We start from the raw sequence: 23,082 nt of genomic DNA on the forward strand, positions 1-23,082 counted from the left end.
AAATAAACGTTATTCAATGATTTTTGGAACGACAAAAAAGCCACTTTCGCTTTGTGGTGCATGTTGTAAAATAGTTTTAATAATTTCATGATTGACATTAGGGATGTCTTCACGAAATGGTGTACCACCTGCAAGTGTTGTAAAGGTTGCTTCTTCACCATCCAGAGTGAGTTCATTAAGATTTTCAACAAAAGAGACAATTTCACTGAGTTGACTAATGACACCTTCTCTCTTTTCATCACTAATTTTTAAAGAGGAGAGTCTTTCCAATTTTTGAAGTAGTTCATTATCAATTTTCATTGTTTAAAATCCTTAAATCTTTTAAAAGGTAATTATAGCAAATTCTCTTTTGGTGGATACTGAAACGATAGTAGACTTCTATTAGTCCCTTTTTATATTTCTTGTGATAAACTTTGCCATGTTTTTAAAAATCGCTTATTAAGGATAGTGTTTGGGACTTAAAGAGAATATTCAAGCGGTCAAAGAAGAAATTAGCACTGAAGAGCAGTTCCTTGAGGGAATGATCAAAGGAGAGCGTTTTTTTAATCGCAATAAAAAATATATTATCTCGGCATTAGTGCTTGTAGCTTTGGGTGCTGGATGGTATGCTATCAATGACATCATGTCGCAGCAGCGTTTAAAAGTTTCAAATGAAGCGTATCAAGCTCTTTTAAAAGATGCTAACAATACGACAGCGCTTGAAACACTTAAGGCGAAAAATCCAAAGTTGTATACGATGTTTATTTTTGAAACAGCACTGGTGAAAGGTGATACTGAAGCACTTAAAACAGTCTCTCTTTCTAAAGAAAATCCTATTTTAGCTGATTTGGCGACCTATCAGCTTTCTCAACTTGATCTTAATGCTACACCAAAAGGGGAGTTATTGGCAGGTATGGTGCTTCTTCAAGAAGGATATGATTTACTCAAAGATAAGAAAATCGAAGAGGCGAGGTTGAAATTTGCACAGATTGATGCAAATTCACCACTTAAACAGATTGCAAAAAATCTAGAACACTATCAAGGTTTGAAATAATGAGATACGCAAAAATTGCCTTTTCACTTTTGGCTTTATTATTGGTTGTAAGCGGCTGTGGTACAAAACGACAATACTTTGAACCAGAATCACTTTCTGGAAAAGTCAGTTATGATGATTCATTGCCTGGAACAATTATAGATGCAGTAAGAGATGGCGCAACATTGTCTAATGGCCAAGTGATAACCAAAAATGGTCTGACAAATGTCATTTTACCAGAAGGTTTTGTTTACCTCTCTGAAGATAAAGGTCGTTATGTTGCGGCTTCTAAGTGTGGTGCTTTACAAATTGTCGATGCCAATAAAAAAGTTCTTTTTTCTAAAGAATGTAGTGTTGCTGTAGCTTCTGCAGCGCTCAAAGGAAATCTTTTAGCACTTGTTTTGGGTTCTAATGAACTTGTGATTATTGATATTAATGATGGCAAAGAGATGATGCATTTAAGACAAGATAATGTGTATGTTTTAGATTCTCGCATTGCTTCTCCATACTTTTTGGGTGATTTGATTGTTTTCCCAACACTTGATGGTAAATTGCTAATTGTTGATCAACAAACTAAAAAACCAATCCGTGATGTTGTTGTAAGTAATGAAAAGTTTTTTGGTAATATTATTTATCTTCAAGTTTTAGGTGATCGTTTGGTTGCTGCAACAAAAAGTAAAGTTGTTTCCATTAGTCCAAAAGCTATCAGTTTTTTAGAAACTGAGGTAAAAGACGTGATTGTTCTTGAAAATCGTATCTTTGTTTTCACCAAAGATGGACGTGTCATTCTTACCGATGCAGATCTTAAAACACTTAAAGAACGCAAATTCCCATTTGCAACTTTTTCTGGAACCATTTACGGTGATTTTATCTATATGATTGAAAAAGGTGGCTATGTCATTGCGACAGACTTAGATCTTATCTCAACGAATGTTTATAAACTTCCTGACAGTATAGAAAGCCATGTCTTTACAACGGGTGATGCCCTTTATTATAAAAATCACTTTTTCAAACTAAATCGTAAAAAATAAGAGTTGGATTTAACACCATTATGAAGGAGATGTTAGAGCGTATTTGTAATAAACAGATCGTTTTTACATCTCTAGAAATAGTGGATCCCAAAACAGTGCTTCATACTCGTAAAAAACTTGCCATCTTTTGTGGTACTGATCGCAAATCTTTTTATCACTTAATTTTTCATTCCCAGCAAAAGAGTCGTTTTCTTATGAAACATGTACAGGAAGTTATTGAATTTACGCGTGCATTAGAATTACATTTCCAACATGCCTATAAGTATAAACACTTATTGCTACAAGCACCAGTATGTTCAAAGGCAGCACTCCTACTGCATGAAAATGGTTGGAAGGTTTATGAATGATTTTATGTGATATTGGTAACTCAAATGCAGATTTTTATCAAGATGGTAAAGTATGGACAATGTCGCATAAACAATTTAAAGAGTTTGTAGCCACAGAAAAAGTCTATTATATTAGCGTTTGTGAAGCTCTCAAGGCTACACTTCAATCTAAAAATAATTTTATTGATTTGGAACCTTTTTTCGAGTTTGATACGATTTATCAAGGTATGGGAATTGATCGTATTGCTGCATGTTCGACAATCAGGGATGGTATGATTGTTGATGCAGGAAGTGCAATAACGGTTGATATTATGTCAGGAGGAATGCACTTAGGAGGCTTTATCTTGCCAGGGCTTAGTGCTTATGAGAAGTGTTATGCTTCCATTTCACCTCGTCTTATGCTTCCTATTAATCCAAGTGTATCACTTGACGCACTACCACAGAAGACGAATGATGCTATCTCATATGGTGTGATTAAGTCAATTATAATGCTTTTAGAAATTACATGTAAAGATAAAAGAATTTTTTTTTACAGGTGGTGATGGAAAGTTTTTTCTCCAAATTTTTTCGGCAATGCGATTTTTGATCGAACACTGATTTTTAGAGGAATGCTCAAAACTATCAAAGAAGCACAATTAGAATAAAAGGGAAAAGAATGTTAACAGTGGCATTGCCAAAAGGCAGAATTGCAGAAGAGACGTTAGAAATTTTTGAGAAAATTTTTGGAACAGCATTTCGTTTTGATGATCGTAAACTAATTTTGGAAGCAGATGGTTTCCGATTTTTATTGGTTCGAAATCAAGATGTTCCAGCCTATGTTTTGCATCAATCTGCAGATATTGGTGTAGTTGGGTTGGATGTGTTAGAAGAAAAAGATGAGGATCTTTTACGTTTACTTGATCTTGGTATTGGAAAATGTAAAGTATGTGTCGGTATTCAAGAGGGCAAAACGATTGATTATCGTGCTCCAGAACTGAAAGTTGCTACAAAAATGACCAATATTACCCAAAAATATTTTTCCAAAAAAGCGATGGCAGTTGACATTATTAAACTGTATGGTTCTATCGAATTAGCCCCTCTCGTAGGGCTTTCAGATGTTATCGTTGATATTGTTGAAACAGGTAGCACAATGAAGCAAAATGGACTTAAGGTTGTTGAAACAATTTTAGATTCTTCGGCATATTTAATTGCAAATAAAAATAGTTTTATTGAAAAGAAAGAGGAAATTACTTCATTGTATTATAAGATAAATGAAGTGATACAAAAACGTAGTTGCTGATCAAAATAGATCAGCAACTTTCGCTATTTTACTGCTGAGATCATGCTCTCTAATAGGTTTAACTAAAAAATCAAAAGCGCCATGATCAAAGGCTTCATGTTTGCGAGTTTCATCGGTAGTTAAAACAATGACAGGAAGTTTTTTAAATTCTATCATAGATTGAATATTCGTTAAAAATTCAATACCATCCATAACAGGCATTTTGATATCAAGTAATACGAGATCAATATCTCCTTGCATCTTTAGGATATTGATAGCATCTAATCCATTGGTAGCTTCAATAATAACGCCTACATGTGTATTCTTGCGTAGCATTGAACTAATGAGTTTTAGATTAATAAAATCATCATCAACCGCTAAAATCTTCAATTGTTTTCCCATCATATGGCCTTTTAAATAAACTTATGGATAAGCGTCTCAAGGTCTTTTTTTGCTAATTTGATTTGGTAAAATAGCATCAAAGGCAACGGTGGTATCTTGATTTTTGTCTTTTGGATCAATAAACATAATTGTATGGATTTTGCCTACATTATGTTCTTTTTCAGTTGACTGAATCCATGTTGAAAATATTTCTATATCATCAAGAAGCATCTCTTTATCAAAAAGAATAACTTTGTAGTGTTTTGATCCAATTTTTTGTTTAAAATCATTGTATGAAGTTGCTGATTCAACGTATTCACACATTTTACTTAAAACACTTGTAAATATTTTCGTTTCAATAGGGCTTTTCTTCAAAACAAGTACATCTTTGATTTCAATGGTTGGAACGATTGACTCATTACTTTTCTCTTCAGTAATAGGGGTTTGCATATCTTCGATGCTTGTTGACAAATGAGGGACTTCTTCAGATAGAAGAGGCATATTTGTCTCAATAGGCTGATGCTCTACTGCAGCTTGTTTGACGTCTACCGAAGGAACTTCCTCTTGAGCTGCAAAATCAATTTTATCTTGAATAAAGAGGTTAAGAATACTAATAATGCTGTCTTTTTTGATTGGTTTGGTGATGTATTCATCCAACCCTTCTTTCATAAAACGCTCGCGATCACCTTTGAGTGCATTAGCAGTAATTGCAACAATAGGAATATGGGGGAGATGGTTTTTTTCTTCATATTCGAGAATTTTATGCGTTGCTTCAATACCATCCATAACGGGCATCGCAATATCCATAAAGATCATATCAAAATTGTCATTACGTCGGCGTTCTACAGCTTGAAGACCATTAGGTACAATCGTAATATTAAGGCCTAAATCTTCTAATGTTCTTCGAATTAATTTTTGATTAATCTCATTATCTTCGGCAACAAGTACATTTGCTTTAAATTTCTTGCCAAAAGTAACTTTTGGCAATGGTTGTGGCTCAATACGGTCTTCTTTTGCAGGTAAAAATTCGCGTTTGGATTCTAACGCTCTAACAAGTTTTGATACGTTGATTGGCTCATAAATTGGTGTAATGTATTTCGTATTAAACTCATTGTACTTAACCTGTTGAGAAGATTTAAAGATTAGAATAATAGGTAACTTGATTTTTTTATACTCTTCAAGCTCTTCTTTGGTCAGATTGTTATAATCAGCGACGATGATATTGCTTCCTGCTTTAAAGATAAGATTTTTAAGTGCAGGAAAATCTGTATAGTATTTTGCATGTGCTCCAAAATAAGTAAAGTAATCATACATAAACTCAGTGTGTGCTTTATTACTATTTAGAGGTGAATAGATGGCACAGTTAAAGTCATTGAAATGATCTTTATAGTCGGTACCGCTTGAACTTGACTCTAAAAGGTCTAATACAAAGAAGAAGCGGCTACCTTTACCTTCGTCACTTTCAACTTCTAAACGACCACCCATAAGAGCAATATATTTTGATGAGATGGTTAGGCCAAGTCCTGTACCTCCAAACTTTCGTGTAATTGTAGAATCAGCTTGATTAAAGGCATCAAAAATACCTTCGATTTTATCTTTGTTAATACCAATACCTGAATCTTGTACACTAAAGAGTACGCGAGCTTTATCAAGCGGTGCATTATCGACACGTTTGATTTCTACCGTGATTTGACCATTGTTTGGAGTAAATTTAACAGCATTACTCATCAGATTGATGAGCACTTCTTTGATCTTAACAGCATCACTTTTAAGATAATTGTGTAAGCTAGGGTCAATATACAAGGAGAGCTGAATATTTTTCTCAGCAGCTTTAGGTCCATACACTTCAACGGCATTCTCAAACTCATCAATAGGGGAGAAGAGAATTTCGTCGATTTCAATTTTATTGCTTTCCACTTTAGAAAGGTCAAGAATATTATTAATAATGGCTAAAAGGTTTTCAGAACTTTTTTCAATAACATCCACAAATTCGCGTTTTTCTTCATCGAGATCAGAATTTTTCAAAAGTTCTGTAAATCCAATAATACCATTAAGCGGCGTTCTAATCTCATGGGACATATTAGCTAAGAAGATACTTTTTGCAGCACTGGCTTCTTCCGCATTTTTCTTTTCTTTGGCAATGTTTTCAATGGCTCGATCGATAATACCGTAGGCAACGTTCATACCTTCCGCTGTATTAAAGTCAACTTTTTCTTTTGTTTCGGCAAGCTCTTCAACACGTGTAAAGATATTTTCAAGGCCTTGAACATTCTTTCTAAATTGTCCTGAAAGTCCTAGTCCTAAGAACATCAAAATGATGGAAATAATCCATGTAAGCCCTGCACCAATCAATTGACCCATATTTTGAGTATCATAGTTTTTTTCTTCTACATTAAGAGAAGCTTTAATAATTTGAGCAGATTTGTCAAGAATATCAATTTTTTTCGTTAAGAGACCAAACCAGAGCGTAGGGTCGATTAAGTATTCGCCGCTTTGTGCCGCTGTAATAAGTTCAGCCTTTACTTGGGTGATTTCCTCATCAAGTTTAATATTCTCTGGGAGTTTATAAAGCGTTTCAATTTGTGTGCGTGTTCCTTGGTCATTAATAGTAGTATGATCAAAAATATTGGAAACACCAAAAATACTAATCCAAATTTCAAGATCCTTAGGGCTAAAAGGGACATATTGACTGAGGATTTTAGAAACGAAACCTCTTTCTTGTCCTAAGTATTCAATATTTTTGTAGGCAGAAATTAAGGAGTATGTGAGGTTCGAGATATTGGAGTTGGAATTGATGGTTCCAAGTGTCTCAAGCTCTTTTAAGAGAAATGTATTAACCTGACTATAGTAATCAAAGAACATTTTATTAAAGTCAATCGAAAATTTATCGACTGCTTGACGCATATCACCAACCTTGTTAAGGTAGAGGATAGTATTTTTAATATTTGGTGTTACTTCATGTGTTTGATAAAAGTTATGAAATTCTGTAATGGCTTTTGTAACAGCTACGCGTTGTTCTTGGAGAGATTCTTTTGCAATACTTCCTTGACTTGAAATATAAGAAGCGCTCAGTCCTCTCTCTTTTGCAAGCTCAATAGAGAGTGTGCTTAAAACTCTGGTACTTTCTATTTTATTTTTCAGTGTTAACGTTGTATCAAATTGTTTGTATGATAAGAAGAGAAAGTAACTGGAAAAAATAAAAAGAATAATCAGAGGATATTGACTGATAAGTCTTAAAGTATGCTGAGTCGTTAATTTCATGGTCGGAGTCCTTTATTAACTGTTTAGTAGTATATTGTAAGTAGAAGCAATGTCTTTACATGTAACGCTATCTTTTGCCCCTTGGTTGAGGAGGGAAACAGCCTCATCATGTTTGACTTTATTTTTAAGATAGGCTTCGGCAAGGTAACATTTTGCCTTAATATTGCCTTTCATCACCGCTTGTTCTAAGTAGGGAATAGCAAGTGCTGGGTTGGCTTCAACGCCTTCACCGTAAAGATACATTTTGCCAAGGTAAAAATATCCTTGCACTGAATTTTCTTTCTTAATCGAGAGTTCAAATAGCTCTTTAGCATGTGTGAAGTTACCACTTTTATACTCCATCATTGCATCTCGAAAGCTATCTGCAAATAAGAAAGATAGAGGTAAAAGAAGGCCCAATATCAGTTTATTCATAAAACATTCTCCTTAAAACGGGCAACTACATCTTGCAGGTTTTTTAATGTTTGGAGAATTTCCTCTTTAGTATCAAACTCTAAACTGGTTTCAAGATGCTCAAATTGATTAGAAAGTGAGGCTATTTGCAAATGCAGTGCAATGCTTTTGAGTTTTGTAATTTCTTCTTTGGCATTGTTGCGGTTATTGTCATTAATAGCTTGCAATAGAAGGGGCATTGCAATATTTAAGGCATTGATATACTCTTCAAGGATTTGTGCTAATGTACTAATATCAAGTCCTAGCTCTTCAGCACACAGTGCAAGATCAAACTCTTCATCTTCAACGAGCGGTACGGGTGTTTTTCTGAGCTCGTCAACAAAGAGTGTTGTATCTTCACGGAGATTTTCTTCTTTGTCATCGGGATAATTTTCAACAGGAGCTACAAAATCAAGATCATTGATTTTGATTTGGTCGATAGAGTGATATTCAAAAGAAGTGTCTTCGTCTTGTCTCTCTTCACTTTTTGGCTCTTCTAGAATGTTATCGTCAAATTTAAGTTTAAAATCAAATGAATCTTCTGGAAAAGGAAGTGATGCACCAATTTTCAAATCACTCTCTTCCTTAGATTCAGGAAACGGCTCTTCTAAAGGTTTGAAGGTGGGAGCTATAAAATCATCCTCTCGTTCTGCAGTGGATAAGGATAACGGGGTATCAAAGTTAATATCAGATGACAAAGATGGTGGAGCATCTTCAATAAAAGCTTCTTCATGTGGAATTAAGCTAGGGGATAACTCTTTTTCGATCATAGGCTCAGAAGCTAGAGATTTGTTTGTTGAAAGAGGTAGGTCATGTTTAAAGGGTGCGTTGTTTAGTTCCACACTGTAGAAAATAAATGAGCCGTTAATCTCTTTTTGAAGGTATATTTCGTTAATAGTCAGTGATGTCTCAATCTCTTTACCATTTTTGGTTTTGATCAAAACGCGTTTATTGGGTGTACCGCTATGTTGAGCATAATCAATCCATGAGAAGTTTTTGAACTTAAAGATAAAGCCAGGTTTGTTCACAAAGAGGTCGGCAAAATCATTGTGATAATTACGAAACTCTTCCATGTCTTCGTATCCTAATAGATACAACTCTTGGGTTCCCATTCCTAGAAATAGACCACTTTTATCGTAAAGTATCAAATGACGATCCTTGAGTGAACGTTGAAAATTCCATTTTAACTCACTTATACTTAAAACTAACCTACTTTTTTAAGCCCAGAAATAGATTAGCCCCAAGCTTCTTACCTACGGTGACCTCTAGCTCTTCTTGACTCGCATTATAGATGGCTTCAAAGGTTCCAAAGTAGAGGAGTAATTTCTTAATCGTTGCTGCACCTACCCCTTCAATGGTTTGAAGTTCTAAACTCATATCACGCCCTCGTTTTTTCTTTTGATGATACGTAATGGCAAAGCGGTGCGCTTCATCCCGAAGGCGTTGAATAAACTGCAAACGCTTATCGCTAGGAGGGAGTTCAAACGACTGGTTTTGGTTGTAAAGAAGATCATGTGCCGCTCCTTTTGAACGGTTTGCTTTGGCATCACGCTTCTCTTTAGCGATGGCGAGCAGATCGACCTGAACTCCTTTTTGAGAGAGCAGACTTTTCGCCAGTTTTAAAATGGTCTCTCCTCCATCGAGTACCCAAAGATCGGGGGCGGATTCTTTGGAAAAATCATTCATACGACGCTCTAGCATTTCTCTCATTTGGGCATATTCATCGCTGTGGTGAAGCTCATAGCGACGGTAGCTGGATTTATCAAACCCTTCGTCCCACACAACCATGCCTCCGACGGGGGATTTGCCGCCAAGATGAGAGTTGTCAAAAATTTCAATGCGTTTGGGAAGAGCAACGAAATCAAATAGAACTTGCATCTGTTCGGCGAGAGAGGTGTTGTTTTTCGTGCTGTGTTGGATTAAAATCGTCTTAGCGTTTTCTTGTGCCATAGAGGTTAAATGCAGTTTTTCACCGCGCTTGGGAACGCTGATCGTGATCTTTTGGCCAAATTTTTCACTTAAAAAGTGACTCATATCGTCTTGTTCATTAAAGGATTCTGCGATGAGAATTTGCTTGGCGAAGGTTTGGTTCATCGGGTTATAAAACTCAAAGAGTGCGCGCTGATAGAGCTCCTCTTTTTCAAAACCGTACGCATTGTGCATCAGCGTGTGCGATGTCGAGACAATCTTGCCACCACGAATAAACAGACGCATAATGACCGCTGTTTTCTCCATAATTTCAACGGCAAAAACATCGTAATCTTCCAATTTTGAGAGTTCCACATGCGTTACATGTAAAGCATCTTTGATCGAGTTTATGATGTCTCGCAGTTTCGCCGCCTCTTCAAAATTGAGCTTCATCGAAGCCTCTTCCATCTTTACATGTAAAAGATTCACAAGCTTCTTTTGATCGTTGAGTGATTCGAGTGCTTCTTGAACGATTTGAGCGTACGTTTCGGTATCTATCTTTTGTTCACAGGGCGCTAAACAGCGGTTAATCTGATAAAAAAGACACGCTTTTTTACCCTTCAAACACCCCTTTTTTTGCACCAAAGGAAAGGCTAAATACAGTGCATCTAAGAGTGCTTTGGCCGAACCTGAAAGCGGGCCGAAATATTTGATATTTTTATCGTTAATAATCTTCCGTGTGATCTCAAAACGAGGGAAATCTTCGGAGAGATTGATCGCAATATAAGGGTAGGTTTTATCATCGCGCAATAAAATGTTATATTTGGGTTTGAGCTGTTTAATGAGCGAATTTTCCAAAATGAGTGCGTCATGTTCGCTTTGAACGACGATGTACTCGACATTTTCAACTTCACTGATCATCTTCGCAATGCGGGGTGAGAGATTGGGAGCAGCAGAGAGTTCGCCTGAGAAGCGAAAATAACTCTTCACGCGATTTTTAATGCTTTTGGCTTTACCAACGTAAAGTAGCATGCCTTGCGCGTTAAAATATTGATAAATTCCCGCATTGTGCGGAGCGTTTTTAAGTTTTTGAGCTAGCATGTTCTGTTTTTGGCAATGGTCTCTTTAATCGCTTCAAATAGGGAACGTAGTTTTTCATCTTCACACAGCGTTTCAAAACTTCCCGTAGCTTGTTCTGCATAGAAAATTTCTGAATTGGCGGAGACAATCAACGCCTCTTCCTCACTTTTTTGATTCGTTACAAAGGCTTGAACCTCTTTTACATGTAAACAGGCACACTCTGGAAAATGTGTGTGAACCTCTTTTAATAGACTCTTTATTAAATTACGTTTATAATTAAATTCCATTTTGGCGCAAGGATGATTGAGTACAAAAAAGAGCGTATCGTTTTTGGTGTACACAAAGCGTATCATACTTGTGAAGCTTTTGGGTAACAAACTGAGCAATCTGTCATAACAACGCACCTGCTCATATTTCTTCATAGAAGGTTGTTGTACGAGATGAGAAATTATACTTTTAGAATCTTTCATGTTCTCATTATAGCATGTTTGGGCTTTGCTCTTTTTGGTTGTGGTTTTAAAGGTCCTCCTATTTACAAAGACAGTAACACAACGACCTATCCTAAAAATATACGCACAACTGTCAAATGAAAAACGTCTTATGATGTTTTAATTATTGGTACAGGCATTGCAGGTTTAAGTACGGCACTCGCACTGCCAAAGTCATTGAGTGTCTTGATTGTTTCTAAAGATTATGCATGGGAATGTAACACATTCTATGCACAAGGGGGTGTTGCCGTTGCCAAAGATGTGGCTGACATACCTTTACATGTAAAAGACACACTCAGTGCTGGGGCAGGACATTGTGACCCGGAGGCAGTTAATGTGCTCTGCTCTGAAGGGCCTATTGCTATCAAACGGTTGATCGATATGGGCTTTAATTTTGATAAAGATGAAGCAGGAAATCTGCTCTACACCAAAGAAGCTGCTCACAGTACGAACCGTATTTTACACGCAGGTGGAGACGCGACGGGGCGTTATATTCACCTTTTTTTAATGCAAAAGCTTCCGTTCCCCATTCTGTATAACACGCAAGTAACTGACCTATTGATTGATGAGGGTGTCTGTTATGGTGCGCGTGTTTTTCATGCCGATAAAATTTTTAATCTTTACGCTAAAAAAGTCATTATTGCCAGTGGTGGTGTGGGGTCTTTGTATGAGTATCATACCAATGCGCGAACGATTAGTGCCGATATGCAAGGTATCTGTTTAAGCCACGGTATTGCACTTGCGGATATGGAAATGATGCAATTTCACCCCACCGCCTTTGTCCTTGGAAACAGTGTTCGCAAACAGCTTTTAAGTGAATCGCTCAGAGGCGAGGGTGCAATGGTTGTGGATGAAGATGGCAAGCGTTTTGTGTTTGAGTATGATCCAAGAGGTGAACTCGCACCCCGTGATGTCGTGAGTCGTGCCATTTTTCGCTATAAACAGAAAACGGGTAAAGAGGTCTATTTGGACTTAAGTGCCTTTACCAAAGAGCATTTTGCACAGCGCTTCCCGAGTATCTATTTTAACATGACCAATATTGGATACAACGTACCTGAGCAGAGAATTCCTATCTCTCCTGCATTTCACTACTCCATGGGCGGCATTAAAACAGACTTACGTGGGAACGTTTTACATGTAAAAGATCTTTATGCCGTTGGAGAGTGTGCAAATACCGGTGTGCATGGTGCGAACAGACTTGCAAGTAACTCATTGCTCGAAGGATTAGTGTTCTCAGCTCGTGTGGCAGAGGAGATCAAACAGAGTATCTTCGAGCCAAAGGTACAGCGTACGTTTAGCGAAGTTGAAGAAGTGCTGATGCGCGAAAATGACAAGGTGCTTAAAAATGAGTTACGCCATTTGATGTGGTATTATGCAGGCATCCTTCGAGAACCAAAAAATTTGGAAAAAGCAAAAAAGAGAGTGGAAGAGATGTTAGCATTGTCCATTGGAAAACTGCTGAGACTCCGACTTTTAGTGTCACTTGAAATTATTACCAGTGCGCTTAATCGAAAAGAATCACTGGGTGCACACTATTTACAACAAGGGAATGACCTATGCGAATCTTAGTAGCGCTATTAGTTTTAGTTAATACCATTTGGGCGTCAAGTGGTCAAAATCTCACCAATACTTGGGTCGGAATCGTCTCCTTAATCCTCTTCGTTGTGGGTTATTATGTCGTTGCAGCTGAAGAGAAGTTTCATATCAATAAATCAAAACCTGCTTTGTTTATGGGAACATTTATTTTTATTCTCATTGGTATTTACTTTGCCGTAAACGGGATGGATAATACACCCTTAACGCATGAACTTGATGCCCTTATTTTAGAGATCGCAGAGATCTTTTTCTTTTTAATGGTGGCGATGACCTACATTGAAACGATGATTGAACGACGTGTGTTTGACGCGCTTAAATACAATTTGGTTTCAAAAGGCTATTCATATAAAAAACTGTTTTGGCTTACAGGCTCTTTAGCGTTTTTCATCAGTCCAGTTGCGGATAATCTTACTACAGCATTAATCCTCTCCACGGTTCTCATTACGATTGAAAAAGAGGATAAACTCTTTTTAGTCCCAGGTGCCATCAACATTGTTGTAGGCGCGAATGCAGGTGGAGCTTGGAGCCCTTTTGGCGATATTACAACCTTAATGACATGGATGGCAGATAAAGCCAGTTTTGTTGAATTTTTTGGACTTTTCCCTGCTTCTTTTTTAGGATGGTTGCTCACAGGATGGTTACTTTCTTTGTCTGTTCCCAATACAAAACCTCATTTTGATGCCAGTGTTGAACAACGCGTGGTGATCTTAAAAGGTGGAAAAGTGGTGATTGGCTTAGGCGTTATTACCATCATGTGTGCTGTTCTTTGCCAACAACTTTTTCATATACCACCGATGTGGGGTATGGTTTTTGGTCTCTCCTTGCTTAAACTCTACACCTATCAGCTTAAACGTAGAAGCAATGAATTTATCAGTATTTTTAAATCCATCAGCAAAATTGAATACGATACATTGTTCTTTTTCTTCGGTATCTTAGCCGCCGTTGGAGGACTTCACTTTTTAGGTTTCTTAGATTTAGCTGCAAAATTGTATGATAGTGCAGGTGCAACCACGGTCAATATTGGCGTAGGCTTTTTATCGGCTATCGTCGATAATGTCCCTGTGATGAGTGCCGTGTTAAAAGCAAATCCCACGATGAACGACGATCAATGGCTGCTGGTGACAATGACCGCAGGTATTGGTGGAAGCTTAATTAGCTTTGGTTCTGCCGCAGGTGTGGGAGTTATGGGAAAACTTAGAGGTATCTATACCTTTGGAACGCATATGAAATACGCATGGACCGTGTTGGCTGGTTATGTTCTCTCGTTGGTGATTTGGTATATTCAGTTTGAAATTATTGGCATATTTTAATAGAAGGAAGTAAATGAAAGAAGTCCCTATCTTAGTCTTAGATTTTGGTTCACAATACACTCAGTTGATAGCACGTAAGCTTCGTGAAAGCGGTGTTTACTGTGAGATCGTGCCTTACAATGAGAAGATCGAAGATATTAAAAAACGTAACCCAAAAGGTATTATTTTAAGCGGTGGTCCTGCGTCTGTTTATGCGAAAGATTCATACCATCCTGATCCTGCTGTTTATGCGCTAGGATTGCCTCTTCTTGGTATTTGCTACGGTATGCAACTGTTGACACACCATTTTGGTGGGAGTGTTATTCCTGCGACACATCAAGAGTATGGTAAGGCTAAGCTTCAATTTGAGAGTGATCATAAAATTTTTAAAGATACGACCTGCGGACAAATCGTTTGGATGAGTCATGGTGATAAAGTCGAAGCATTACCCGCTGGATTTGAGAAAATTGGCTACAGTGAAAATTCACCGTATGCAGCCATTGCCGATGAAAAACGCAATATGTACGCGTTTCAATTTCATCCCGAAGTCTTTCATTCAGAACAAGGCAGTAAGCTTTTAAAGAACTTTGCAAAATACATTTGTGGTTGTGAAAGTACCTGGAATATGGGCTCATTTGCGAAAGAGCAAATTGCGAAGATTCGTGAAAAAGTGGGCTCTAAAAAAGTATTGTGTGGCGTGAGTGGTGGTGTCGATAGCTCCGTTGTGGCAACCCTTTTAGCCGAAGCCATTGGCGATCAACTCGTTTCCGTGTTCGTGGACAATGGCTTGCTTCGAGCACATGAGCGTGAACAAGTTGAAACGATGTTTAAAAGTCGCAATGTTCCCCTCATCACGATTGATGCAAGTGAGAAATTTTTAAGTAGACTTGCAGGCGTGAGTGATCCTGAGAAAAAACGTAAAATCATCGGCGAGACGTTCATCGAAGTGTTTGATGAAGAGGCGAAAAAACATGATGGCATTCAGTTTTTAGCTCAAGGTACACTTTATACCGATGTGATTGAATCTGTTTCCGTCAAAGGGCCTTCCAAAACGATCAAATCACATCATAACGTTGGTGGTTTGCCTGATTGGATGACTTTCGAACTGATTGAGCCACTGCGTGAAATCTTTAAAGATGAGGTACGTATTTTAGGAGCAGAATTAGGGCTTCCAAAAGATATGCTTTCTCGCCATCCTTTCCCTGGACCTGGTTTAGCTATTCGCATCATGGGTGAAGTAACGAAAGAGGATTTAAAGCTTCTAAGAGCTGCAGATGTCATTATGCTTCAAGAGCTTCGTTCCTCTGGCTATTATGAAAAAACGTGGCAAGCCTTTACCGTCCTTTTAAATGTGAAAAGTGTCGGTGTTATGGGCGATAATCGAACCTATGACAATACGATTTGTGTGAGAATCGTCGATGCAACGGATGGAATGACGGCTACATTTGCGCACATTCCTCATACGATTTTGGAAAATATCAGCAGACGTATTATTAATGAAGTTGCTGGCATTAATCGTGTGGTGTATGACATCTCTTCCAAGCCCCCTGCAACGATTGAATGGGAATAACAAACGATGATCTACCTCTTCAGCGATAAAGCGTATGAGGGGGTAGTACATCTCCCACTATTTGAGATTGTATTTGATCCGACTCCATTTGATTTGGAAGGATTTGATACCATCATTTTTACCTCCAAAAACAGTGTCAAAGCCCTTGAACAAAGTGGCATTGCATGGAAAGACAAAAAAGCCTATGCTATCGGTGAAGGAACAGCTTCGTTCATAGAGAAGTGTGGTGGAAATCTTGTCTTTACATGTAAAGAGTCGTATGGTGACACGTTTGCTCAAATACTCATTCCTCTTTTAGCCAATCAAAAAGTCTTTTTTCCCCGTGCGAAAGAGGTTTCCTCTTCACTGTTTGAAATCTTACATGTAAACCATATTGACATAGAACAACGCATTGTGTATGAGACAAAATGTAAGCATTATCCTTCTTCTTTTTCCCCTTTAAAAGAGGCTAAACTTATTTTTACTTCACCTTCTACCGTACACTGTTTTATGGAAAACTTTGCTTGGGATAAAAGCTATATCGCCATTGCCATTGGTGAAAAAACAGCTTCTGCTCTACCTTTACATGTCAAAAAGATTGTCTCTTCCACGCAAAGTATTGAGGCGTGCGTCGCCTTGGCAAAAGCTCTTTAGAAGCTAAATTCCTTTATAATTAAAGAAGTTTAGTAGTTTGCCTCGCCTGGGTGAAGCGACAACCGTTTTCATGAGGGTCCAACAATTAGTATACGGGAATACGTACATTTTTGGTGTGCCTGTGGTTTCGTTTGAGCTTTGTAAAAAGTGAGAGATTGCAGCCTAAAGAAAAGGTCGACTCCCAGAAGTTGGCTTATTAGGGCCGCTTCAATCACGGAACGCTCACTTGGGTTTTTACATGTAAACGAAATAGATTCTTTTGGAGAAATATTAATGAAGGTAATGGTTGTTGGTAGTGGTGGCAGAGAATATTCTATAGGTTTAGCACTGAAACGTGATTCAAACGTAACCGAACTTTTTTTCGCACCCGGAAATGGAGCAACCCCACAACTTGGAAGCAATGTTACCTATAAAGATTATGAAGCTTTGGCAGATTTTGCCAAAGAAAATGGCATCGATCTGACTGTCGTCGGACCTGAAACTGCTTTGGTAGATGGTATTGTCGATATTTTCAAAGCCAAAGGGTTGGTCATTTTTGGCGCGTCAAAAGCTGCCGCTAGACTTGAAGGCTCTAAAATCTTTATGAAAAACTTTCTTTTACGCTATAACATTCCAACCGCAAAATTTATCGAAACCAGTGATGCAAAAAAAGCCAATGATTTTATCGAAACTCTTGATCTTCCTATCGTTGTAAAAGCCGATGGACTCTGTGCAGGAAAAGGCGTAATCATCGCGCAAAATAAAGATGAAGCCAAAGAGGCAGTCCGTGACATGCTCAGTGGTAAAAGCTTTGGCGATGCAGGACTTGGCGTCGTTGTTGAAGAATTCTTAGATGGTTATGAGCTTTCCTTGTTTGTTGTCTGTGACGGCGTAGATTATAAAATTCTCCCAGCCGCACAAGATCATAAACGCTTAAAAGATAATGATATTGGACCTAATACAGGAGGTATGGGTGCATATGCGCCAACACCACTGATTGATGAAGAATTGTATCAAAAAGTAGAAGAGCGTGTCGTAAAGCCAACGCTTGCAGGCATGCAAAAAGAGAATGCACCTTTTGAGGGCGTTTTATTTATTGGGTTGATGATTGTGAAAAATGAACCGATTGTTTTGGAATACAATGTACGTTTTGGCGATCCAGAGTGCGAAATTTTAATGCCACTGTTAAAAACACCTGCGAGTGAACTTTTTTACAAAGCAGCTACAGGAAATCTTAAACATTTAAACATAGAATTTTTTAATAAATATGCTATTGCGGTTGTGATGGCAAGTGAGAATTATCCGTATAGCAATTCAAAACCTGCCGAAATTATTATTGATATGAATGTTCATAAAGATTTAGAAAATACGCACATCTCTTACGCAGGCGTTAGCCTTGAAGAGGGAAAACTCTATGCAACAGGTGGACGGGTACTTTTATGTGTGGGTGTGGGCGATAGCATCAAAGAGGCACGTGAACGCGCTTATTTATTATGCGGGCAAGTTCATTTTGCTGGAAAACAATTTAGAAGCGATATTGCATATCAGGCACTCAAGCATGACAAATGAAGAGTTGATTGAAAAGTTTGAAAGCGAAAATATTACATTAGCGCCACTACAAAAACGAGGCCTTGCGTATTTGATTGACGAAATCTTAATTTCCGTTCTTTTTTCACTGATCTATCTTGATCAAATGCCTGAAAATGTGACGACTGAAGAGCTTCTAAATACTATTAACAGTCTATTTGTTTATGTTGTTGTATTAAAAGTGATTTATCAAACTTTTTTTGTATGGATGTATGGAGCAACGCTTGGAAAGATTGCGATGAAAATCAGAGTGATTTCAACAGCTGATTTAGAAAATCCATCTTTAGTCCTTTCTTTAAGCCGAGCAGTGTTTAGAATCATTAGTGAGTCCATATTTTATTTAGGCTTTATATGGGCGTATTTAAATCCAAAAAGAGAGACATGGCATGATAGAGTCGCCAATACGTTGGTTATCAATGCGAATTAGATTTTTTTTTCCTATTGTTGCTTTCTTTGGGAAGCTTATGGGCAGCACCAACACAGAAAACACCTCAAGATGTAGAAGTTTTAGCAAATAATGTGAGTAAAGAAGGAACTTTAGTCCATGCCGTTGGCAATGTAGTTCTTTATAGTCCAAAGTATTTGATTACTGCGGATGAAGCTTTTTATGATCAAGCCAATGGTGATTTAGAGCTCTTTGGTAATATTACGTTACTTGAGGGAGTGAATTATGCTTCCAGAAGTGGACATACCAAGATTAATCTTAATACCGATAAAGGCGTTTCTGACCCTCTCTTCTTTTTTGATGAGAGTTCAGATGTATGGATCAAATGCGAAAATGCCATTTTAAATCCTGATACTTACATTACTCAAAAATCCATTGTTTCCAGCTGCAATACCCAAGACCCTGATTGGAAAATAGCATTTACATCAGGGGAATTTGATAAAGAAAATAAATGGTTACACCTTTATAATCCCGTTTTTTATGCTGGCGATGTGCCTGTTCTATACCTTCCATATTTTTCATTTACAACGGATAAAACTAGGCGTACAGGACTTTTGAAGCCAGAATTTGGAATGAGCAGCAAAGAAGGTTTCTATTATATGCAACCTATCTATTTTGCTCCTGATGTAAATTATGATGTAGAGCTTCGCCCGCAGATACGAACAAATAGAGGCGAGGGAATGCACGGAACCTACCGTTTTGTAGACTCAGCTTATTCCAACGGTTCCATTACAACGGGATATTTTAAAGAACACAGTGATTATGCAAAAGATGAAAACTTGAAAAACGATAGTCACTATGGTCTACAAGTAACGTATGATCGTAGTCAGCTTTTAAGTGAGAAATATAATAACATTGAAGATGGCTTATGGTTTGATATCAATTATCTCAACGATATAGATTACTATAATACGATGAGAAATGAAACGCTTGGTTATGATAAATTAGTAACTTCACGTTTCAATTATTATGTTAAGCACGATCAAGATTATATTGGCCTTTATACAAAATATTATATTGATACAAATCCACCTTTGCCAAGAACAGATAATAAAGGGACTCTTCAAGAATTGCCTACATTACATTATCACCATTTTACAAATCCTCTTTTACTCGATAATTTACTTTATTCCGTTGATTATCAAGCACATAACTATACTCGTTCTGAGGGTATAACGGCATTTCAAAATGAGTTTAATGCTCCATTTACCTTATATTTTTCGTTTTTAGAAGATTATTTACATGCAAGCGTTTCAGAAAATATTTACGCAACGCATATTGCTTATGGAAATGATGATACGCAAGAGAATGAGGGAAAGTATTGGAGAAATTATCATAAATTTTCACTCTATACAGAACTTTCAAAACCGTATGATAATTTTTATCATACAATGTATCTTGGTATTGATCAAATTCTTCCAAGCAAAGAGGATGAAAATGGTTATGTCGCTAATTTTATTGCATTAAATACACTGACTAAAAGCACTTCTTTAACACTCAAAGAATTTTTTTATAACGAAGATGGTGAAAAGAAAGTAAGTCACACGTTAAAACAGATTTACTACAGTGACTATGATTATAAGTATGGTAATTTGGAAAATGATCTTAAATACTATATAACCGATAAAATTTATTTAGGGCATACGCTTCATTATTCTCATGAATTCAGTAAAGTATCCCGTAATCAAGTTTCTATTAATTATGCAGATGACATTTATTCAACGTCTTTACGCTATACCTATCAAGATAAAACATATAGGGAAAATACAATTTATAAAGTGAGTCAAGATATATCATCCAATAAAGATTATAGCTTTGTGACTTTGTATGCTGATAGTAAATATTTTACACATTATAATGTTTTCACAAGTGTTGATTATGATGTACAAGATGATCAATTTAGATCATGGAATATTGGGTTTAAAAAGAGTTTAAAATGTTGGGATTATTCTATACAATACAGGGATAAAATAACCCCAAAATTAACAAGTGCGAGTGTTGTAGACTCTGTTAATAGAGAAGGCATTATGTTTATGTTTAATATCTACCCGCTGGGTAGCGTAGGATATGATCTTTCGAAAGAGTCCGAACAAAAATTTTAAAGAGATGTAGTTAATAAACGAAGGAGAAAAGAGTGGAATATAAAATTACCGTTAATAATCAAGAAGAGATTTATGATCTTGGAAAAGTTGCAAAACAAGCAGCAGGTGCTGCATTATTGAAAATTAAAAACACTGTTATTTTAGCAACGGTTGCAAGAGATGACAGCCAAGTTTCAGAAAATTTTGTACCATTGACCGTACAATATGTTGAAAAAACATATGCTGTTGGAAAGATTCCTGGTGGTTATTTTAAACGAGAAACAAAGCCTGGTGATTTTGAAACACTTACCTCACGCATTATTGATCGAAGTCTTCGCCCCCTTTTCCCTAAAGGATATGCTTATCCAACCCAAATTGTTGTTTTTGTCTTAAGCTGTGATCCTGAAGTTGATCTTCAAGTAGCTGCACTTAATGCTGCTAGTGCGGCACTCTATCTTTCTGATATTCCTGTCAATAAAGCAGTTGCAGGTGTACGAATAGGATATATTGATGGAAAATATGTTGTTAACCCTTCTAATTCGGCTTTAAAAACAAGCACTTTGGATCTTTACGTTGCAGGTACAAAAGAAGAACTTTTGATGATTGAAATGCGCTCTATTGCATCAATGGAAAGCATGAATCTTCCAATCATGGCCATTGATCCAATGCTTGATCCTACATTAGCAGAAAGTGTTATTACAAAGCAATCGATTAATGAATTTAATGAAGATGCAATTTTAGAAGCAATTGATAAAGCTCAAAGTGCGATTACTGAGGCTACAAGTGCGTATGAGCAAACATTTGCACCTTTGAAAAAAGAAGACGCAGAGCTTGATTATAAAGAAGATTTAGAAAATGATTCTATCTTTGCCTATATTGATGAATTTTATAAGCAAGACGTGCATAATGCCATCAATCAAATGGCAAAAAGTGAGCGAGCTAATGAGCTTAATAAAATTGTAACTAAAATTTTAAGTGATGAAGTTGCCGTTTTAGAAGGATGGAGTAAAGAGCTTGTTAGCAGTGTGATTAATGCATATAAAAAGAAAATAGTACGTGAAATGATTATTGATAAACATGTTCGTGCGGATGGTAGAAAACTCAATGAAATAAGACCTATTAGTATTGAGACCAATATTTTACCATTGGCGCATGGATCATGTCTTTTTACCCGTGGACAAACACAGGCTTTAGCTGTCGTGACACTGGGTAACGATAAAGATGCACAAATGTATGATCTTTTGACTGAAAAAAATACAATTAATGATACCTTTATGGTGAATTATAATTTTCCTGGATTCTCCGTGGGTGAAGCTTCTCCTCTTCGTTCACCAGGGCGCAGAGAGTTAGGACATGGTAATCTTGCACGCCGTGCCTTAGAGCCGGTTCTTGATATAAACCGTCTCCAAACAATTCGACTTGTGTCTGAAATTTTGGAGTCAAATGGTTCGTCTTCAATGGCAACCATTTGTGGTGGAGTATTAGCACTTAAAGCGGCAGGGATTAATATTGAAAAATTAGTTGCAGGTATTGCCATGGGGCTTGTTTTTGAAGGTGATAAACATGCAGTTTTAAGTGATATTATGGGCTTAGAAGACCATGATGGTGATATGGATTTTAAAGTCGCAGGAACAAGAGACGGTATAACTGCGCTACAAATGGATATTAAACTCGGTGGTATTTCACGTGATGTCCTTAAAGAGGCATTATACCAAGCCAAAGAGGGAAGAGCGCATATTTTAGGATTAATGGAAGCAGCAAGTCAAGAGATTGTTGTTAACAATTCTATTTTGCCAAAACTTGAACTTTTCAGTGTTGATCCATCAAAAATTGTGGATATTATTGGACAAGCAGGTAAAACTATCCGAGAAATTATTGAGAAGTTTGAGGTCTCTATTGATCTTGATCGAGAAAAAGGTGAAGTTAAAATCGCAGGTGAAAACAAAGAAAAAGTTGAAGCTGCAAAAGAGCACATCATTCAAATTACCAACAAGCCTTCCTTTGGTGGACGTGGTGGTGGAAGAGATAGAGGAGGGGATAGACATGGTAGTACCCCTAGAGAAGAGAAGCCAGTGCCAACATTTGTTCAAGATGAAGTGGTCGATGGTGTTGTTAAACGTATTGTTGATTTTGGTGCATTTATTGAACTTCCTGGTGGTATTGATGGGCTATTACATGTTTCAAAAATTGCCGACCATCGTGTGGATAAAGTCAGTGATTATCTTGCCCTTGAGCAAAAAGTACGTGTCAAAATCTTGAAGCAAACGGGGAATAAGATAGAGTTAGGGCTAGAGCGCTAACTTTAAAGGGTTTTTAACAATTGGATAGATATAATCTCGCTCACAAAGTGGCAAGTAGGGGTTTATCCGAACAGACTTTGAAAAACAAATAGGAGCAATCTTTGAAAAAGATTCTTTTTTTAATGGTAGCATTTGCAACGTTAGCGTTTGCAGGTGAGGGTGAAACAGTTAAAGCTTACTCAGCACTTGCTGTAGGTATCGTACTTGGTCTTGCTGCACTTGGTGGCGCAATCGGTATGGGAAATACTGCATCTTCAGCAATTTCTGGAACAGCAAGAAATCCTGGTCTTGGTGGTAAACTTGTCACGACAATGTTTATTGCACTTGCGATGATCGAAGCTCAAGTTATTTATGCACTTGTTATCTCTTTGATCCTTCTCTACAAAAACCCATTTCTTGGTTAATAACAAATAACAAAACATGGG

Annotated in this window: 20 protein-coding genes and 1 pseudogene; 14 read left to right on the forward strand and 7 right to left on the reverse strand. The window is 37.2% G+C overall.

Annotation, left to right across the window (positions count from 1 at the left end):
* Window positions 1–9: 9 nt before the first annotated feature.
* Window positions 10–300, reverse strand: coding sequence for an Asp-tRNA(Asn)/Glu-tRNA(Gln) amidotransferase subunit GatC (gene gatC / locus Sdiek1_RS03445; RefSeq protein WP_087437909.1), 291 nt, complete (start codon window positions 298–300; stop codon window positions 10–12).
* Window positions 301–451: 151 nt separating this feature from the next.
* Between gatC and Sdiek1_RS03450 the strand changes: the two genes are divergently transcribed.
* The 5 genes and pseudogenes from Sdiek1_RS03450 (at window position 452) to hisG (ending at window position 3,648) form a co-directional block, all read left to right on the forward strand.
* Entirely contained in the window at window positions 452–1,033 is a 582-nt protein-coding gene (locus tag Sdiek1_RS03450; protein ID WP_087437910.1) for a hypothetical protein, read from the forward strand.
* Entirely contained in the window at window positions 1,033–2,043 is a 1,011-nt protein-coding gene (locus Sdiek1_RS03455; RefSeq protein WP_087437911.1) for an outer membrane protein assembly factor BamB family protein, read from the forward strand. Before Sdiek1_RS03450 ends, Sdiek1_RS03455 begins: the two co-directional genes overlap by 1 nt.
* Before the next feature lie 29 nt (window positions 2,044–2,072).
* Window positions 2,073–2,390 (forward strand): hypothetical protein, encoded by a 318-nt coding sequence (locus Sdiek1_RS03460; RefSeq protein WP_238099128.1) that lies wholly within the window; start codon window positions 2,073–2,075, stop codon window positions 2,388–2,390.
* Window positions 2,387–3,013: pseudogene (locus tag Sdiek1_RS03465) on the forward strand (type III pantothenate kinase). The gene Sdiek1_RS03460 and the pseudogene Sdiek1_RS03465 overlap by 4 nt, the downstream one beginning before the upstream one ends.
* An 11-nt stretch (window positions 3,014–3,024) precedes the next feature.
* A complete protein-coding gene (gene hisG / locus Sdiek1_RS03470) occupies window positions 3,025–3,648 on the forward strand; it encodes an ATP phosphoribosyltransferase (RefSeq protein WP_087437913.1) in 624 nt (207 codons plus the stop codon).
* On the opposite strand, the gene Sdiek1_RS03475 is transcribed toward hisG, so the two are convergent.
* From Sdiek1_RS03475 to Sdiek1_RS03500, 6 genes are all read right to left on the reverse strand, one after another.
* Window positions 3,649–4,029 carry a response regulator gene (locus Sdiek1_RS03475; RefSeq protein ID WP_192866770.1) on the reverse strand — a complete coding sequence of 127 codons (381 nt, stop codon included), beginning with the start codon at window positions 4,027–4,029 and terminating at the stop codon, window positions 3,649–3,651.
* A 36-nt stretch (window positions 4,030–4,065) separates the two neighbouring features.
* Window positions 4,066–7,269 (reverse strand): ATP-binding protein, encoded by a 3,204-nt coding sequence (locus Sdiek1_RS03480; RefSeq protein ID WP_087437915.1) that lies wholly within the window; start codon window positions 7,267–7,269, stop codon window positions 4,066–4,068.
* Between the two features lie 15 nt (window positions 7,270–7,284).
* Window positions 7,285–7,683, reverse strand: a complete 399-nt coding sequence (locus tag Sdiek1_RS03485; protein ID WP_087437916.1) for an SEL1-like repeat protein — start codon at window positions 7,681–7,683, stop codon at window positions 7,285–7,287.
* Complete coding sequence (locus Sdiek1_RS03490; RefSeq protein ID WP_087437917.1) at window positions 7,680–8,849, reverse strand: hypothetical protein; 1,170 nt, start codon at window positions 8,847–8,849, stop codon at window positions 7,680–7,682. The genes Sdiek1_RS03485 and Sdiek1_RS03490 overlap by 4 nt, the downstream gene beginning before the upstream one ends.
* Window positions 8,850–8,910: 61 nt before the next feature.
* Complete coding sequence (gene uvrC, locus Sdiek1_RS03495) at window positions 8,911–10,710, reverse strand: excinuclease ABC subunit UvrC (protein WP_087437918.1); 1,800 nt, start codon at window positions 10,708–10,710, stop codon at window positions 8,911–8,913.
* On the reverse strand, window positions 10,704–11,042 hold the full coding sequence (locus Sdiek1_RS03500) for a hypothetical protein (protein WP_238099130.1): 339 nt from the start codon (window positions 11,040–11,042) through the stop codon (window positions 10,704–10,706). The genes uvrC and Sdiek1_RS03500 overlap by 7 nt, the downstream gene beginning before the upstream one ends.
* Before the next feature lie 258 nt (window positions 11,043–11,300).
* Between Sdiek1_RS03500 and nadB the strand changes: the two genes are divergently transcribed.
* The 9 genes from nadB to Sdiek1_RS03545 all read left to right on the forward strand — a co-directional run bounded on the left by nadB (window position 11,301) and on the right by Sdiek1_RS03545 (window position 23,061).
* Complete coding sequence (nadB, locus tag Sdiek1_RS03505) at window positions 11,301–12,746, forward strand: L-aspartate oxidase (RefSeq protein WP_087437920.1); 1,446 nt, start codon at window positions 11,301–11,303, stop codon at window positions 12,744–12,746.
* Window positions 12,734–14,083: a sodium:proton antiporter NhaD gene (nhaD, locus tag Sdiek1_RS03510; RefSeq protein WP_087437921.1), complete on the forward strand. Its 1,350-nt coding sequence runs from the start codon at window positions 12,734–12,736 to the stop codon at window positions 14,081–14,083. The genes nadB and nhaD overlap by 13 nt, the downstream gene beginning before the upstream one ends.
* Before the next feature lie 13 nt (window positions 14,084–14,096).
* Window positions 14,097–15,632, forward strand: coding sequence for a glutamine-hydrolyzing GMP synthase (gene guaA / locus Sdiek1_RS03515; protein ID WP_087437922.1), 1,536 nt, complete (start codon window positions 14,097–14,099; stop codon window positions 15,630–15,632).
* Window positions 15,633–15,638: 6 nt separating this feature from the next.
* The gene (locus Sdiek1_RS03520; RefSeq protein ID WP_087437923.1) at window positions 15,639–16,265 is read left to right on the forward strand and encodes a uroporphyrinogen-III synthase; all 627 of its coding nucleotides are present in this window, start codon (window positions 15,639–15,641) and stop codon (window positions 16,263–16,265) included.
* A 273-nt stretch (window positions 16,266–16,538) separates the two neighbouring features.
* Window positions 16,539–17,813 (forward strand): phosphoribosylamine--glycine ligase, encoded by a 1,275-nt coding sequence (gene purD / locus Sdiek1_RS03525; protein ID WP_087437924.1) that lies wholly within the window; start codon window positions 16,539–16,541, stop codon window positions 17,811–17,813.
* Window positions 17,803–18,258: an RDD family protein gene (locus tag Sdiek1_RS03530; protein ID WP_087437925.1), complete on the forward strand. Its 456-nt coding sequence runs from the start codon at window positions 17,803–17,805 to the stop codon at window positions 18,256–18,258. The genes purD and Sdiek1_RS03530 overlap by 11 nt, the downstream gene beginning before the upstream one ends.
* A gap of 26 nt (window positions 18,259–18,284) precedes the next feature.
* Window positions 18,285–20,378 carry an LPS-assembly protein LptD gene (locus Sdiek1_RS03535; RefSeq protein ID WP_238099132.1) on the forward strand — a complete coding sequence of 698 codons (2,094 nt, stop codon included), beginning with the start codon at window positions 18,285–18,287 and terminating at the stop codon, window positions 20,376–20,378.
* 32 nt (window positions 20,379–20,410) lie between these two features.
* The gene (locus Sdiek1_RS03540) at window positions 20,411–22,657 is read left to right on the forward strand and encodes a polyribonucleotide nucleotidyltransferase (protein ID WP_087437926.1); all 2,247 of its coding nucleotides are present in this window, start codon (window positions 20,411–20,413) and stop codon (window positions 22,655–22,657) included.
* A 101-nt stretch (window positions 22,658–22,758) separates the two neighbouring features.
* Window positions 22,759–23,061 carry a F0F1 ATP synthase subunit C gene (locus Sdiek1_RS03545; RefSeq protein WP_041956852.1) on the forward strand — a complete coding sequence of 101 codons (303 nt, stop codon included), beginning with the start codon at window positions 22,759–22,761 and terminating at the stop codon, window positions 23,059–23,061.
* Window positions 23,062–23,082: the final 21 nt, after the last annotated feature.

It is taken from the genome of Sulfurospirillum diekertiae, from assembly GCF_002162315.1.
Classification (GTDB): domain Bacteria; phylum Campylobacterota; class Campylobacteria; order Campylobacterales; family Sulfurospirillaceae; genus Sulfurospirillum.

What these genes read in the sequence shown, in the direction of transcription:
- gatC (WP_087437909.1), bottom strand. Translation starts at nt 300, where the DNA reads ATGAAAATTGATAATGAACTACTTCAAAAATTGGAAAGACTCTCCTCT.
- Sdiek1_RS03455 (WP_087437911.1), top strand. Translation starts at nt 1,033, where the DNA reads ATGAGATACGCAAAAATTGCCTTTTCACTTTTGGCTTTATTATTGGTT.
- Sdiek1_RS03460 (WP_238099128.1), top strand. Translation starts at nt 2,073, where the DNA reads ATGTTAGAGCGTATTTGTAATAAACAGATCGTTTTTACATCTCTAGAA.
- hisG (WP_087437913.1), top strand. Translation starts at nt 3,025, where the DNA reads ATGTTAACAGTGGCATTGCCAAAAGGCAGAATTGCAGAAGAGACGTTA.
- Sdiek1_RS03475 (WP_192866770.1), bottom strand. Translation starts at nt 4,029, where the DNA reads ATGGGAAAACAATTGAAGATTTTAGCGGTTGATGATGATTTTATTAAT.
- Sdiek1_RS03480 (WP_087437915.1), bottom strand. Translation starts at nt 7,269, where the DNA reads ATGAAATTAACGACTCAGCATACTTTAAGACTTATCAGTCAATATCCT.
- Sdiek1_RS03485 (WP_087437916.1), bottom strand. Translation starts at nt 7,683, where the DNA reads ATGAATAAACTGATATTGGGCCTTCTTTTACCTCTATCTTTCTTATTT.
- uvrC (WP_087437918.1), bottom strand. Translation starts at nt 10,710, where the DNA reads ATGCTAGCTCAAAAACTTAAAAACGCTCCGCACAATGCGGGAATTTAT.
- Sdiek1_RS03500 (WP_238099130.1), bottom strand. Translation starts at nt 11,042, where the DNA reads ATGATACGCTTTGTGTACACCAAAAACGATACGCTCTTTTTTGTACTC.
- nhaD (WP_087437921.1), top strand. Translation starts at nt 12,734, where the DNA reads ATGCGAATCTTAGTAGCGCTATTAGTTTTAGTTAATACCATTTGGGCG.
- guaA (WP_087437922.1), top strand. Translation starts at nt 14,097, where the DNA reads ATGAAAGAAGTCCCTATCTTAGTCTTAGATTTTGGTTCACAATACACT.
- Sdiek1_RS03520 (WP_087437923.1), top strand. Translation starts at nt 15,639, where the DNA reads ATGATCTACCTCTTCAGCGATAAAGCGTATGAGGGGGTAGTACATCTC.
- purD (WP_087437924.1), top strand. Translation starts at nt 16,539, where the DNA reads ATGAAGGTAATGGTTGTTGGTAGTGGTGGCAGAGAATATTCTATAGGT.
- Sdiek1_RS03530 (WP_087437925.1), top strand. Translation starts at nt 17,803, where the DNA reads ATGACAAATGAAGAGTTGATTGAAAAGTTTGAAAGCGAAAATATTACA.